Annotated in this window: 12 protein-coding genes; 10 read left to right on the forward strand and 2 right to left on the reverse strand. The window is 68.5% G+C overall.

All coding sequences use genetic code 11. The features are described 5' to 3' along the window. Positions 1 to 38 precede the first annotated feature (38 nt). From M9978_RS01010 to M9978_RS01050, 9 genes are all read left to right on the forward strand, one after another. Entirely contained in the window at positions 39 to 1,700 is a 1,662-nt protein-coding gene (locus M9978_RS01010) for an electron transfer flavoprotein-ubiquinone oxidoreductase (RefSeq protein WP_254290932.1), read from the forward strand. A gap of 22 nt (positions 1,701 to 1,722) precedes the next feature. Beyond that, complete coding sequence (locus tag M9978_RS01015; RefSeq protein WP_254290933.1) at positions 1,723 to 3,360, forward strand: tetratricopeptide repeat protein; 1,638 nt, start codon at positions 1,723 to 1,725, stop codon at positions 3,358 to 3,360. After that, a complete protein-coding gene (locus tag M9978_RS01020) occupies positions 3,357 to 4,187 on the forward strand; it encodes a 4-(cytidine 5'-diphospho)-2-C-methyl-D-erythritol kinase (protein ID WP_254291297.1) in 831 nt (276 codons plus the stop codon). The genes M9978_RS01015 and M9978_RS01020 overlap by 4 nt, the downstream gene beginning before the upstream one ends. A 184-nt stretch (positions 4,188 to 4,371) precedes the next feature. Beyond that, complete coding sequence (locus M9978_RS01025; RefSeq protein ID WP_254290939.1) at positions 4,372 to 5,100, forward strand: enoyl-CoA hydratase/isomerase family protein; 729 nt, start codon at positions 4,372 to 4,374, stop codon at positions 5,098 to 5,100. Next, positions 5,097 to 5,828, forward strand: coding sequence for an N-formylglutamate amidohydrolase (locus M9978_RS01030; RefSeq protein ID WP_254290941.1), 732 nt, complete (start codon positions 5,097 to 5,099; stop codon positions 5,826 to 5,828). The genes M9978_RS01025 and M9978_RS01030 overlap by 4 nt, the downstream gene beginning before the upstream one ends. A gap of 7 nt (positions 5,829 to 5,835) precedes the next feature. Next, the gene (gene ilvD, locus M9978_RS01035; protein WP_254290942.1) at positions 5,836 to 7,557 is read left to right on the forward strand and encodes a dihydroxy-acid dehydratase; all 1,722 of its coding nucleotides are present in this window, start codon (positions 5,836 to 5,838) and stop codon (positions 7,555 to 7,557) included. After that, entirely contained in the window at positions 7,538 to 7,939 is a 402-nt protein-coding gene (locus M9978_RS01040; RefSeq protein ID WP_254290945.1) for a hypothetical protein, read from the forward strand. Before ilvD ends, M9978_RS01040 begins: the two co-directional genes overlap by 20 nt. Continuing rightward, positions 7,936 to 9,342: an NAD(P)H-hydrate dehydratase gene (locus tag M9978_RS01045; RefSeq protein WP_254290947.1), complete on the forward strand. Its 1,407-nt coding sequence runs from the start codon at positions 7,936 to 7,938 to the stop codon at positions 9,340 to 9,342. Before M9978_RS01040 ends, M9978_RS01045 begins: the two co-directional genes overlap by 4 nt. Next, positions 9,335 to 10,531, forward strand: a complete 1,197-nt coding sequence (locus M9978_RS01050; RefSeq protein ID WP_254290948.1) for a class I SAM-dependent RNA methyltransferase — start codon at positions 9,335 to 9,337, stop codon at positions 10,529 to 10,531. The genes M9978_RS01045 and M9978_RS01050 overlap by 8 nt, the downstream gene beginning before the upstream one ends. Here M9978_RS01050 and truA read toward each other — a convergent pair. Together truA and fmt are read right to left on the reverse strand one after the other, a co-directional pair. Continuing rightward, entirely contained in the window at positions 10,522 to 11,262 is a 741-nt protein-coding gene (truA, locus tag M9978_RS01055; protein WP_254290949.1) for a tRNA pseudouridine(38-40) synthase TruA, read from the reverse strand. The genes M9978_RS01050 and truA overlap by 10 nt on opposite strands. Continuing rightward, on the reverse strand, positions 11,259 to 12,164 hold the full coding sequence (fmt, locus tag M9978_RS01060; protein WP_254290951.1) for a methionyl-tRNA formyltransferase: 906 nt from the start codon (positions 12,162 to 12,164) through the stop codon (positions 11,259 to 11,261). Before fmt ends, truA begins: the two co-directional genes overlap by 4 nt. Positions 12,165 to 12,485: 321 nt before the next feature. Here fmt and recR point away from each other — a divergent pair, with 321 nt between their 5' ends. Then, positions 12,486 to 13,082, forward strand: a complete 597-nt coding sequence (recR, locus tag M9978_RS01065; RefSeq protein WP_254290952.1) for a recombination mediator RecR — start codon at positions 12,486 to 12,488, stop codon at positions 13,080 to 13,082. Positions 13,083 to 13,087 lie beyond the last annotated feature (5 nt).

The raw sequence follows: 13,087 nt of genomic DNA on the forward strand, positions 1-13,087 counted from the left end.
ACGGCATGCAGGCCCGCGTCCCGAGGGGAGACGAAGAAGTGAGCGAACGCGAGTCGATGCCTTACGATGTCGTGATCGTCGGCGCAGGGCCTGCGGGCCTGTCCGCCGCGATTCGGCTGAAGCAGCTGGCTGCCGAAAAGGGCAGCGAGATCAGCGTCTGCATCCTCGAAAAAGGCTCCGAGGTCGGCGCGCACATCCTGTCGGGCGCGGTCATCGACCCCAAGGCGCTCGACGAACTGCTGCCCGACTGGCGTGATTCGGGCTGCCCGCTGGCGCAGGTGCCGGTGACCGACAACCAGCACTGGATGCTGACCAAGAAGGGCAAGATCGGCGTCCCGCACTTCATCACGCCGGGCTTCATGCACAACAAGGGCACTTACACCGGCAGCCTCGGCAGCCTGTGCCGCTGGCTCGCCGAGCAGGCCGAGGGCCTCGGCGTCGAGATCTTCCCAGGCTTCGCTGCCGCCGAAATCCTCTACAATGAAGATGGATCGGTAAAGGGCGTCGCCACTGGCGACATGGGCGTCGCCCGCGACGGCACGCACAAGCACGATTATCAGCCCGGCCTCGAGCTGCACGCGCGCTACACCTTTTTCGGTGAGGGCGTGCGCGGGCATCTCTCCAAGCAGATCCAGCGCCAGTTCGGCCTGTGCGAAGGCGTCGAGCCGCAAGTCTATGGTCTCGGTATCAAGGAGCTGTGGGACATCGACCCCGCGCTGCATCAGCCCGGCCGCGTCATCCACACGCAGGGCTGGCCGCTCAACGAGACCGAAGGATCGAACGGCGGCGGCTTCCTCTACCACCAGGCCAATGGTCAGGTCGCGCTCGGCTTCGTCACCTGGCTCAACTACACCAACCCCTATCTCTCGCCCTTCCAGGAAATGCAGCGCTGGAAGACGCACCCGGCGATCGCCGAGATACTCAAGGGCGGCAAGCGCATCAGTTACGGCGCGCGCGCGATCAGCGACGGCGGCCTCCAGTCGATCCCCAAGCTGACCTTCCCCGGCGGCGTGCTGATCGGCGACAGCGCCGGCTTCCTCAACGTGCCGCGCATCAAGGGCACGCACACCGCGATGAAGAGCGGCATGCTTGCCGCCGAAGCGGCGTTCGCGGCGGTTCAGGCCGATCGCACCAGCGACGAACTCACTGCCTATACCGAAGGCTTCGAAGCGAGCTGGATGCACAAGGAATTGAGCATCGTCCGCAACGTCGTGCCGCTGGTCAAGAAGTTCGGCGACCTGATCGGCTCGGGCCTCGCCAACGTCACCATGTTCCTCGAAAGCTGGGGCGTGAAGATGCCCTTCACGCTCGGCCATCATCCCGACAATGAAAGCCTGTGGCGCAAGGATCTGGTCAAGCCGATCGACTATCCCAAGCCCGACGGCGTGCTGACCTTCGACCGCCTGTCGTCGGTGTTCCTGTCGAACACCAATCACGAGGAGGACCAGCCGGTCCATCTCACGCTCAAGGACCCGGACATTCCGGTCGAGTACGACCTGCCGCTCTATGACGAGCCGGCGCAGCGTTACTGCCCGGCCGGCGTGTACGAGATCGTCGGCGAGGAGGCGGGCGATCCCAAGTTCGTGATCAACGCGCAGAATTGCGTCCACTGCAAGACCTGCGACATCAAGGACCCCACCCAGAACATCAACTGGGTGGTGCCCGAGGGCGGCGGAGGGCCGAACTATCCCAATATGTAAGCGCCTGTTCCTGCCGCTGGCGGTGATCGCCGTCTGCGCGCCTGCCGTCGCGCATGCCGACACCAGCGCCTATGTCCGCGCGCGCGCAGCGGCGGCGGACGGTGCGGTCGATGCGGCCGCTGCGGGCTATGCCGCGGCGATGGCGGCGGCGCCGGGGGACGAGGTCGTCGCGATCCGCGCCTATCGCAACGCGCTCGCTTCGGGCGATCTGGTGCTGGCGAGGCGCGCGGCGGCGGTGCTGACCCGGTCGGATGTCGCGCCCGCCGACGTGTCGATCCTCGACCTGGCCGATGCGATCCGTACCGGCAACCGCACCGCGGCGGACGACGCGCTGGGCCGGATCGGGGCCGGACCGCTCGATTTCCTTGCCCCCGTGGTCCGCGCCTGGCTCGCTTATGACCGCGGCGCCGATCCGTTCGCGATCCTCGACAATGTCAAGGAAAGCGGGCTGAGCCGCCGCTACATCGCCGAACATCGCGCGCTGTTGCTGATCGCCTCGAACCGCACCGATGAGGGGCTGGCCGCGCTGCGTGCCGCGATGATCGCCGAGGCCGGCAATCTCGACCTGCGCTGGAACGCGGCGACGCTGCTCGTGGCGAAGGGCGAACGCAAGGCCGCGCTGGCGCTGCTCGACGGCGACGATGCCGATCTCGCCGGCTTGCGCGCCAATCTGCGCCGCGGCGTCAAGCCCGGCCCGGCATTCGGCGCGAGCCGTGCATTCACCCGGCTTGCCGCCGATCTCGCCGACCAGCAGACCGAAGCGCTCTCGATCCTGCTGACGCGCGCCGCGCTGTCGCTCGATCCCGGCGACGACCGCGCGCGCCTGCTCCTCGCCGAGGCGCTGACTGGCGAGGAAGCCTATGGCAGCGCGCTGGCGACGCTCGATGCCGTGCGCAAGGACAGCGCCTTTTACACCGCCGCGCAGACCGAGCGGATCGATCTGATCAAGGCGCGCGGCGAAAGCGCGACCGCGCTCGGCATCGCTGCCGCTCTGGCCACACGTGGCGGCGCGAGCATCACAGACCGTCAGCGTTACGCCGATCTTCTGGTGGAAGCGGGCCGTGAGGCGGAGGCGGCCAGGGTCTATGCCGCCGTGCTAACCGAGGCCGGCAATGGCGCCAGCTGGATCTATCACCTGCAACTCGGCGGCGCGCTCGAACGCTCGGGGCAATGGGAAGCGGCGCTGCCGCAATTGCGCAAGGCGGTCGAACTCGGCCCCGAACAGCCGGTCGCGCTCAATTATCTCGGTTATGCGCTGGTCGATCGCGGGGAAAAGGTCGCCGAAGGACGGGCGCTGCTCGAACGCGCGAGCGCCCTGCGGCCCGACGACCCCGCGATCACCGACTCGCTCGGCTGGGCCTATTTCCGTGGCGGCGATTACGCGAAGGCGCTGCCGCTGCTGGAGCGCGCCGCGCAGGGTAATCCGTCGAGCCCGACGATCAACGAGCATCTCGGCGACGTCTATTGGAAGGCGGGCCGCCGTTTCGAGGCGCGCTATGCCTGGCGCGCCGCCGCGCTCTATGCCGAGGGCGAGCAGCAGTCGCGCCTCGCCGGCAAGCTATCCGAGGGGCTCAAGACCGACACGCCCGCAGCACGCAAGGGCACCGAGGTCGGGCGCTGGGTCGGTGCGCGCACCGATCAGCGGATGGCATCGCGCTGACTCTCACCGAGCCTGCCCCCGCCAAGCTCAATCTCGCGCTGCACGTCCGGCGGCGGCGCGGCGACGGTTATCACGAACTCGAAACGCTGTTCGCCTTCGTCGCGGATGGTGACTCGGTCGAGCTGGACGAGGCCGGCAAAGGCTTTGCCGTCAACGGCCCCTTCGCTGGCGCGCTGGCGGCTGAGGCCGACAATCTCGTCACGCGCGCGGCCGCGAGCTTCGGCGCCGCCTTTGGCACCGCGCCGGCTGGGCGCATCACGCTGACCAAGAACCTGCCGGTCGCGTCCGGCCTGGGCGGCGGGTCCGCCGACGCCGCCGCGACCTTGCGGCTGCTGGCGCGCCGCCACGGCACAGCAATCGATGACCCGCGGCTGTTCGAATGCGCCGATGCGCTCGGTTCGGACGTACCGGCCTGTCTCTACAGCCGTTCCGCCATCGGCAGCGGGCGCGGGGAGCAGCTGCAATGGATCGACGGTGCGCCGGGCACCCCGGGGCTGCTGGTCAATCCCGGCGTTGCAGTGTCCACCGGCGCCGTATTCGCCGCATGGGACGGGATCGACCGGGGCGGACTCGGTCAAGGCGGCCTGCTCGACCGTGCCCAAGCCGGGCGCAACGATCTCGAGCCGCCCGCGCGCGCTATCGCACCGGTGATCGGGGAAGCGCTGACCTTGCTGGGTGAACAGCCGGGTGTGATCCTCGCCCGAATGTCCGGCTCGGGCGCGACCTGCTTCGCGCTGTTCGACAGCCCCGCTGCGCGCACCGCTGCCGCTGGAGCGGTCGCCGCGGCGCAACCGCGCTGGTGGTGTCTCGAAACGGCACTGTCGTGACACCTGTACGTCCCAAAGCGAGGCAAGACGCGCTCCGCGGCCCCGCACGCCCCTTGCGAAACGCGCTTGGCCCTGTTCTTGCTGATGTCAGCAAGCGGATCATGCGCCGGGAGCGAGACGTCCGCGGATGGCCCCCGCTCCGGATTACCGGATGCGGGCGCCATCCCCCTCTTCGAGGCGGACGATGATCTGCTGGCAGCTCGCCGATCGCATCGCCGTCCTCACGCTCGACCGCGGCAGTGCGCGCAACGCCATTCCCATCGCAGGCTGGGAAGCGCTGGCGGCCGCAGCGTCGGAAATCGCGCGGTCGGACCCGAGCGCCGTCATCCTGACCTCCGCTTTGTCCGGCGCCTTCTCGGCCGGCGCCGACCTCGCCGAATTTCGCAGCCTGGTCGCTGACCCTGCGCTCCGTATCCGCTTTCGCGAAGCGATGGCCGCTGGGATCGAGGCCGTCGCCGCGCTGCCCATGCCGGTGATCGCCGCGATCGATGGCGGCTGCTTCGGCGCAGCGGTCGCGTTGACGCTCGCCTGCGATATCGTGGTGGCGGGAGACAATGCGGTTTTCGCGACGACGCCGGCCAAGCTCGGCCTGTCCTACCCGGCGACCGACGTCGCGCGCTTGAAGGCGCGGGTGGGTGAGAGCTCCGCGGCGCTGATGCTGTTCACCGGCGACCGGATCGATGCCGATGCGGCCTTTGCCAGCGGTCTCGCGCATGTCCGCGCCGCGCATGCTGTGCCGAGGGCGCATGAACTGGCCAACGCCATCGCCGCCAACGTTCCGGAAGCAGTCACCAAGCTCAAGCGCGTGCTGCGTGACCCCGCGGCGCCCGGGCATGACGCGGCGTTCGACGACGCGTTCGGCTCGGTGGCGTTCGGCGAGCGGCTGAACGCCTTTCTGAGCGGCAAACGATGACCGCGCCCCGCGTGATCGACGGCACCGCCGACATCCTCATTCTGTGCGATCATGCGTCGAACGCGGTGCCGCCCGACGTCGATCTCGGCATCGATCCAGCGCTGCTCGGCAAGCATATCGCGGTCGATATCGGCGCTGCCGCTGTCACCGAACGGCTCGCCGCCGGGCTGTCAGCCCCGGCCATCCTCGCCACCGTCTCGCGGCTCGTGATCGATCTCAACCGCGAATCAGACAGCCCCGGCCTGATCCCGCACGTCAGCGATGGCCACCACATATCGAACAACACCGCCGCCGACCGCGCCGAGCGCATCGCCCGCTTCCACGCGCCCTATCACGCCGCCATCGCAGCTGAGATTCGCGCGCGCCGCCCAAATCTGCTCGTTTCGGTGCACAGCTTCACGCCCCGGCTCGAACTGCATGACGGTAACGACCGTCCGTGGGAAATCGGCATCCTCTACAACCGCGACGCGCGCGCGTCGCGGTTGGGCATCGCGCATCTGACCGCCGCCGGCATCGTCACCGGCGACAATCAGCCCTATTCGGGCCGCGTGCTCAACGCGACGATGAATCGCCATGCCGAAGCGAATGGCATCCCCTATCTCGGCCTCGAAATCCGCAACGATCTGATCGCTGATGCGGCTGGCGCAACACGCTGGACGGAAAGTTGTTCACATTTAGTAACAAGCGTGCGCGACCACCTTGCGCAAGGGGGCTGGCGAGGCTCATAGGCGCTCGATGACCGATCGTTTCGACAAATCCCGCCTGCCGTCGCGCCATGTCTCCGTCGGCCCCGAGCGCGCGCCGCACCGCAGCTATTATTATGCGATGGGCCTCACCGAAGAGGACATTGCCAAGCCGTTCGTCGCGCTTGCCAGCGCCGGCAACGACAGCGCGCCGTGCAACACCACGCTCGACTATCAGGCCGATGCCGCGCGCAAGGGCGTGATCGACAATGGCGGCATGCCGCGCCGCTTCAACACGATCACGGTAACCGATGGCATCGCCATGGGTCATGACGGGATGAAGTCCTCGCTCGCCAGCCGCGAGGTCATCGCCGACTCGGTCGAGCTCAGCGTCCGCGGTCATTGCTACGACGCGCTGGTCGGCTTCGCCGGATGCGACAAGTCGCTGCCCGGCATGATGATGGCGATGCTGCGCCTCAATATCCCGTCGATCTTCGTCTATGGCGGCTCGATCCTGCCCGGCCGCTATGAAGGCCGTGACGTCACCGTGGTCGACGTGTTCGAGGTGGTCGGCAAGTTTGCCGCGGGCAATTGCCCGATCAGCGAAGTCCACGCGCTCGAAAAGGTCGCATGCCCCGGTCACGGCGCGTGCGGCGGGCAATATACCGCCAACACCATGGCCTGTGTCGGCGAGGCGATCGGGCTGTCGCTGCCCAACAGCAACATGGTCCCTGCGCCCTATACCAGCCGCGAACAGATCGCCGTCGCCGCCGGCTGGCAGGTGATGGAACTGCTCGAGAAGAACATTCGGCCGCGCGACATCTGCACGCGTGAAGCCTTCATCAACGCCGCGCGCATCGTCGCCGCGACCGGCGGCTCGACCAACGGCGCGCTGCACTTGCCGGCAATGGCGCATGAGGCAGGGATCGAGTTCGACCTGTTCGACGTCGCCGAGATCTTCAAGACGACGCCGTACATCGCCGACCTCAAGCCGGGTGGAAAGTACGTCGCCAAGGACATGTACGAGGCCGGCGGCGTCTACATGCTGATGAAGACGCTGCTCGCCAACGACTTGCTCGACGGCAATTGCCTTACCGTCACCGGCAAGACGCTGGGCGAGAATATCGATCAGGTGACGTGGAACCCGGACCAGAAGGTGATCTACGACGTCAAGTCGCCGATCACCCCGACCGGCGGCGTCGTCGGTCTGCGCGGCTCGCTCGCTCCCAACGGCGCGATCGTGAAGGTCGCCGGCATGCACCGCCTCCAGTTCGAAGGCCCCGCGCGCTGCTTCGACACCGAGGAAGACGCTTTCGCCGCGGTCGAATCGCGCGGCATTAACGATGGCGAAGTCGTCGTCATCCGCTATGTCGGCCCCAAGGGCGGCCCCGGCATGCCCGAGATGCTCTCGACCACCGCCGCGCTCTATGGCCTCGGCATGGGCGAGAAGGTGGCGCTGATCACCGACGGCCGCTTCTCCGGCGCGACGCGTGGCTTCTGCATCGGCCATGTCGGCCCCGAAGCGGCCGAGGGCGGCCCGATCGCGCTGGTCGAGGATGGCGACACCATCCGTATCGATGCCGAGGCTGGCACGATCGACCTCGACGTCGCGGACGACGTGCTGGCCGAGCGCCGCGCGAAATGGCAGCCGCGTACCAACAACTACCAGTCGGGTGCGTTGTGGCGCTTTGCGCAGAATGTCGGTCCGGCCTATCAGGGGGCGGTAACGCATCCCGGGGCCAAATCAGAGACGCATGTCTACGCGGATATCTAGCGCACTATTGCTCGCCGGCGTCGCGCTGGCGGGTTGCGAGCAGAAGGTTCAGACCAAGGCCGACGCCGCCGCGATCAAGCGCGGTGAGGAAGCCCGTGCCGCCGCCGAGGGGCGCGTGCCGTGTGCGCTCGGCGGATCCGGCGCGTTCGACATGGTCTGCACGATTGACCGCAGCCAGACGCAGGACGGCCTGATCCTGACGATCCGCCATCCCGATGGCGGCTTCCATCGCCTGCGCGTGGCCACCGACGGGCGCGGCGTGATCGCGGCCGATGGCGCGGTCGAAGCGAAGGTGTCGGTGATCGACAAGGATGCGATCGAGGTTTCGATCGAAGACGCCCGCTACCGCCTGCCGGCCACGGTTCGCGATACGGCGAAATGATCGTTCCCGGCGATCCGATTCTCACCGCGGCACAGATGCGCGCCGCGGAAGGCCGGCTGATCGCCGCGGGATCGAGCGTCGGTGAACTGATGGAGCGCGCCGGGGCCGGCATCGCCGAGTGGGTGCACCGGCTCGCCGCCGGTTCGGATGTGCTGATCCTGTGCGGCCCGGGGAATAATGGCGGCGACGGCTATGTCGCGGCGCGCTTGCTCGCCGGGCGCGGGATGGCGGTGCGAGTCGCCGCGCTGGCCGAGCCCCGCACCGACGCTGCGGCGCAGGCGCGCGCGCGGTGGAACGGTCCGGTCGAGCCGTTTTCCGATGCGATTGCCGCTGGTTCGGCTGTCTTCGTCGATGCGGTGTTCGGCACCGGTCTGTCGCGGCCGCTCGATCCCACGGTCGCGCGTAAAATCGAGGCGCTCGCCCCATCTGCAAGGCTCGCGATCGCAGTCGATGTGCCGAGCTTCCTGAACAGCGACACGGGAGAGAATCTTGGTTCCGACGCGGTCACACCGTTCGATGTGACACTTGCACTCGGCGCGCTCAAGCCGGCGCATGTCCTCCACCCCGGCGCTTCCCGATGCGGCGCGGTGCGCGTGGTCGATATCGGTCTGGACCGTGCCGATATACCAGCCAGCGTTGCTCGCACGAGCACGCCGTCGATCGCCAAACCGCAGCCCTCTACTCACAAATACAGCCGCGGGATGGTCGCGGTGGTCGGCGGGCCGATGCACGGCGCTTCGGAGCTGGCAGCGCTCTCAGCGTATCGCGCCGGCGCCGGCTATGTGCTCTTGCTCACCGGCGGCCTGCCGCACCCACCGCATGCGATCGTCCGGCAGCGGTGGAGTGCGGACGCGCTTGCCGACGAGCGGATCGGCGCCGTCGTCGTCGGACCGGGCCTCGGCCGTGACGACCGCGCACGCGAAAAGCTCGACGTAGCGCTGGCCACCGCGCACCCACTGGTAATCGACGGCGATGCACTGCATCTGCTCGATCCCGGCCGCTTGCACGCTCGGCAAGCGCCCACCGTGCTGACCCCGCATGCCGGCGAGTTCGCGGCGCTGTTCGGTGAAGAGGAAGGAAGCAAGATCGTGCGGGCGCAGGCCGCGGCGCGGCGCAGCAATGCCGTCCTGGTGTTCAAGGGCGCGGATACGGTGATCGCCAGCCCCGATGGCAGGGCCAACGTCCTGCCCGCCGCAACGCCGTGGCTGTCGGTGGCCGGCACCGGCGACGTGCTCGCTGGCGCGATCGGTGCGATGCTGGCGCAGGCAAATCACGCGCCGTTCGAAGCCGCTTCGGCCGGGACATGGCTTCATGCTACCGCCGCGAACATGCTGAACCGCTGCTTCCTCGCCGACGAACTCGCCGACGCGCTGCCCTATGCCCTGGAGCGCGCGCATGGATGACGAGATCGTCCGCATCGCCGCGCGCGGCGACGGCGTCACCGCCGACGGGCGGCACGCCGCGCTCGCCGCGCCGGGCGACCGGCTGCTCGCCGATGGCAGCGTCGCGCCGGGGCCGCGTCACCAGCCGCCGCCGTGCCGCCACTTCCCCGAATGCGGCGGCTGCCAGCTCCAGCATCTCGACGATTCGGCCTATGCCGCGTTCCTGACCACCCGCATCGCCGGCGTGCTCGCCCAGCATGGCGTCGAGACCGAAATCCGCGCGCCGATGCTCTCGCCCCCGCGCACCCGCCGCCGCGCCGCGCTGCATGCCGAGCGGCGCGGACGGCAGGTGCATCTCGGTTTCACCGAACAGTCGAGCCACCGGCTGATCGACCTCCAGCAATGCGAGATTCTCGATCCGCGGCTGTTCGCGCTGCTTCAGCCGTTGCGCGGGTTGCTCGCCGCGCATCTGCCCGCCAGCCGCCGCGTCAACGTCCATCTGACGCTGACCGATCAGGGTCCGGACGTGCTGATCGACGGCCTCGCCACCGACAATCTCGGCGCGGTCGAAGCAGTCACTGCCTTCGCCCGCCGTCACGGCCTTGCCCGACTCGCGATCGACGATGGTCTCGGTCCCGAACCGCGCTGGGAGCCCGAGCCGGTCACGGTCAGCTTCAACGGCGTGTCCGTGCCGTTCCCCCCGGCCAGCTTCCTCCAGGCGACACCCGAAGGCGAGGCAGCGCTGACCGGCGCGGTGCGCGAGGCGATCGGCGGCGCGAAGACGGTCGCAGATCTGTTCGCCGGACTCGGCACCTTCGCGCTGTCGGTCGACCCGGCGGTCAAAGTCTATGCCGGGGAGGGCGCCCGCGACGCGATCCTGTCGCTCAAGGCCGCCGCCGCGCGGGCGCGACGCCAGGTCTTCGCCGAGCATCGCGACCTCTTCCGCCGTCCGCTGGTGCCGCAGGAACTCGACCGGTTCGACGCGGTCGTCCTCGATCCACCGCGTGCCGGGGCGAAAGAGCAAATCGAGCACCTAGCCGCATCAAAGGTGCCGGTGATCGCCTATGTATCGTGTAATCCCAGCACCTTCTCGCGCGATGCTGAAACACTTTGCAAAGGCGGCTACCGGCTCGATTGGGTGCTGCCGGTGGGTCAATTCCGCTGGTCGACCCATGCCGAACTGGCCGCCAAATTTAGCCGTCAGGGATAATCCGCCCGCACGAAATACAGTCCGTCCGGCGGCGCGTTGAGGCCAAGCCGGGCGCGATCCTTCGCCGCCAGCGCCTCGGCCAGATCGTTTGCGCTCCACTGCCGACGCCCGACCATCGCCAGGCAGCCGACCATCGACCGCACCTGATGATGCAGGAAGGAGCGCGCCGATGCGTGGATCACGACCTCGTCGCCCTCGCGCATCACATCGAGCCGGTCGAGCGTCTTGACCGGACTGGCCGACTGGCAATGCGCCGAGCGGAAGGTGGTGAAGTCATGCAACCCCACCAGCAGCTGCGCCGCCTCATGCATCGCCCCGGCGTCAAGCTCCGCCGGCACACGCCACTTCAATCCCTTGTCGAAGGTCAGCGTCGCGCGGCGGTTGACGATGCGGTAAACATAATGCCGCGCCACGCACGAAAAGCGCGCATGCCAGTCGTCCGCTACCGCCTCGCACGCCAGCACTGCCACCGGCGCGGGCCGCAGCCGCGCGTTGAGCGCTTCCATCAGCCGGAACGCGCCGATGTCCTTCTCGATCTGCGTATGCGCGCGCATCGCCAGCGCGTGCACGCCCGCATCGGTGCGGCCCGCGGCATGGACCAGCGCATTCTCGCCGGTGATCGCATGCAGCGCGTCCTCGATCGCCTGCTGCACCGACGGCCCGTGATCCTGATGCTGCCAGCCCATGAACGGGCGGCCGTCATATTCGATGGTGAGCGCGAACCGCGTCAAAGTCGTGTGCCCGCCGGGATCGGAAAGCCGCGGAGCAGCTCGCCCGCCGCCATGACGCCACGTCCGGCACGCTGAACTTGCGCCGGCCGGATCGCACCTGCACCACAGGCAATGGTCAGCGCGTCGTCGATCACCTCGCCCGGCTCCCCGTCGCCGTCGGTCAATTCGGCGGCGAGAAGCCGGATGCGTTCACCGCCGATCTCGACAAACGCCCCGGGCGGATTGAACGCCAGCACTTGCCGCAGCACGGCTTGCGCGGGCTGCGCGAAGTCGAGCCGCGCTTCGGCCTTGTCGATCTTGCTGGCATAGGTGACGCCGTCATCGGGCTGCGCCACCGGCGGATAGCGCGCCGGATCAGCCAGCACCTCGATCATCAGCCGCGCGCCCATTGCTGCCAGCTCGTCAGTCAGCTCGCCCGCCGTCTTGCCGGTAACGCTCGTCCGCCCCTCCAGCCGCACCGGCCCGGTATCCAGCCCCGCCTCCATCTGCATGATCCCGACGCCGGTCTCCGCGTCGCCCGCCAGGATCGCCCGCTGGATCGGCGCCGCCCCGCGCCAGCGCGGCAGCAGCGAGGCATGGACGTTCATGCAGCCGAGCCGCGGCGCCTCCAGCACGCTCACCGGCAGGATCAGGCCGTAAGCTGCGACCACTGCCACATCCGCCTCCAGCGCGGCGAACGCCGCCACCGCGTCCGGATCGCGCTTGAACGACAGCGGCGTGCGCACCTCGATCCCCAGCGCCTCGGCCCGTGCATGGACGGGTGAGGGGGTCAGCGCTTTCCCGCGTCGCCCGCCCGCGCGCGGCGGCTGGCTGTACGCCGCCACGACATCATGCCCCGATGCCACCAAGGCATCGAGCGCAGGCACCGCGAATTCGGGCGTTCCCATGAAGATCACACGCATTTAGGGCCTGAACTCAGCTGGAACGAGGTCGAGACGGAGCCGAATGTGGCACCAGGCTAGGAGCAAGGAGGGAGCGATGGGCATCCATCGTGACCGACGCGCAACGACGCATGGCGCCACATTCGGCCCGCCGCTTCGCGGTCGTCCATGGAAGGCCGCCGATCTGCGTTGCTTGCTTGCGCGTAGCACCGCTACGCGACTGCGCTGCGCTCCTTGTCGGCGGCCTTCCATGGACGATCTCGATCCTCGTTCCAGCTGAGTTCAGACCCTAAGCCCCATCGCCGCTTGGCAGGGGCGGGCGCAAGCCCCTATGTCCCGCAAATGGCCTCGCCCGAGATCGAAACCCTGACCCAGGCCCTGTCGCGCCTTCCCGGCCTCGGCCCGCGCTCGGCCCGGCGCGCGGTGCTGCATCTGCTTAAGAAGCGCGAGACCGCGCTCGATCCGCTGCTCGCCGCGCTCACCGCGGTCAGCCAGCGGCTCGCGACCTGCTCGACCTGCGGCAATGTCGATACCGCCGATCCCTGCGCGATCTGCGCCGATCCCCGCCGTGACACGCGCCAGCTCTGCGTAGTCGAGGAAGTCGCCGACCTGTGGGCGCTCGAACGCTCACGACTGTTCCCCGGCCGTTTCCATGTGCTCGGCGGCAAGCTCTCCGCGCTCGACGGCGTGCGGCCCGAAGACCTCGCGATCGACGCGCTGGTCAGCCGCGTCGCGAGCGGCGGGATCGACGAGGTCGTCCTGGCGATGAACGCCACGCTCGAGGGGCAGACGACGGCGCACTATATCGCCGAGCGGATCGAGGCTTATCCCGTCCGCGTGACCCAGCTCGCTCACGGCCTGCCGGTCGGTGGCGAGCTCGATTATCTCGACGAGGGGACGCTCGCTCAGGCGCTTCGGGCACGCCGCCCGGTTGCCTGACCTTG

The organism is Sphingomonas tagetis (assembly GCF_024211275.1).
Classification (GTDB): domain Bacteria; phylum Pseudomonadota; class Alphaproteobacteria; order Sphingomonadales; family Sphingomonadaceae; genus Sphingomonas; species Sphingomonas tagetis.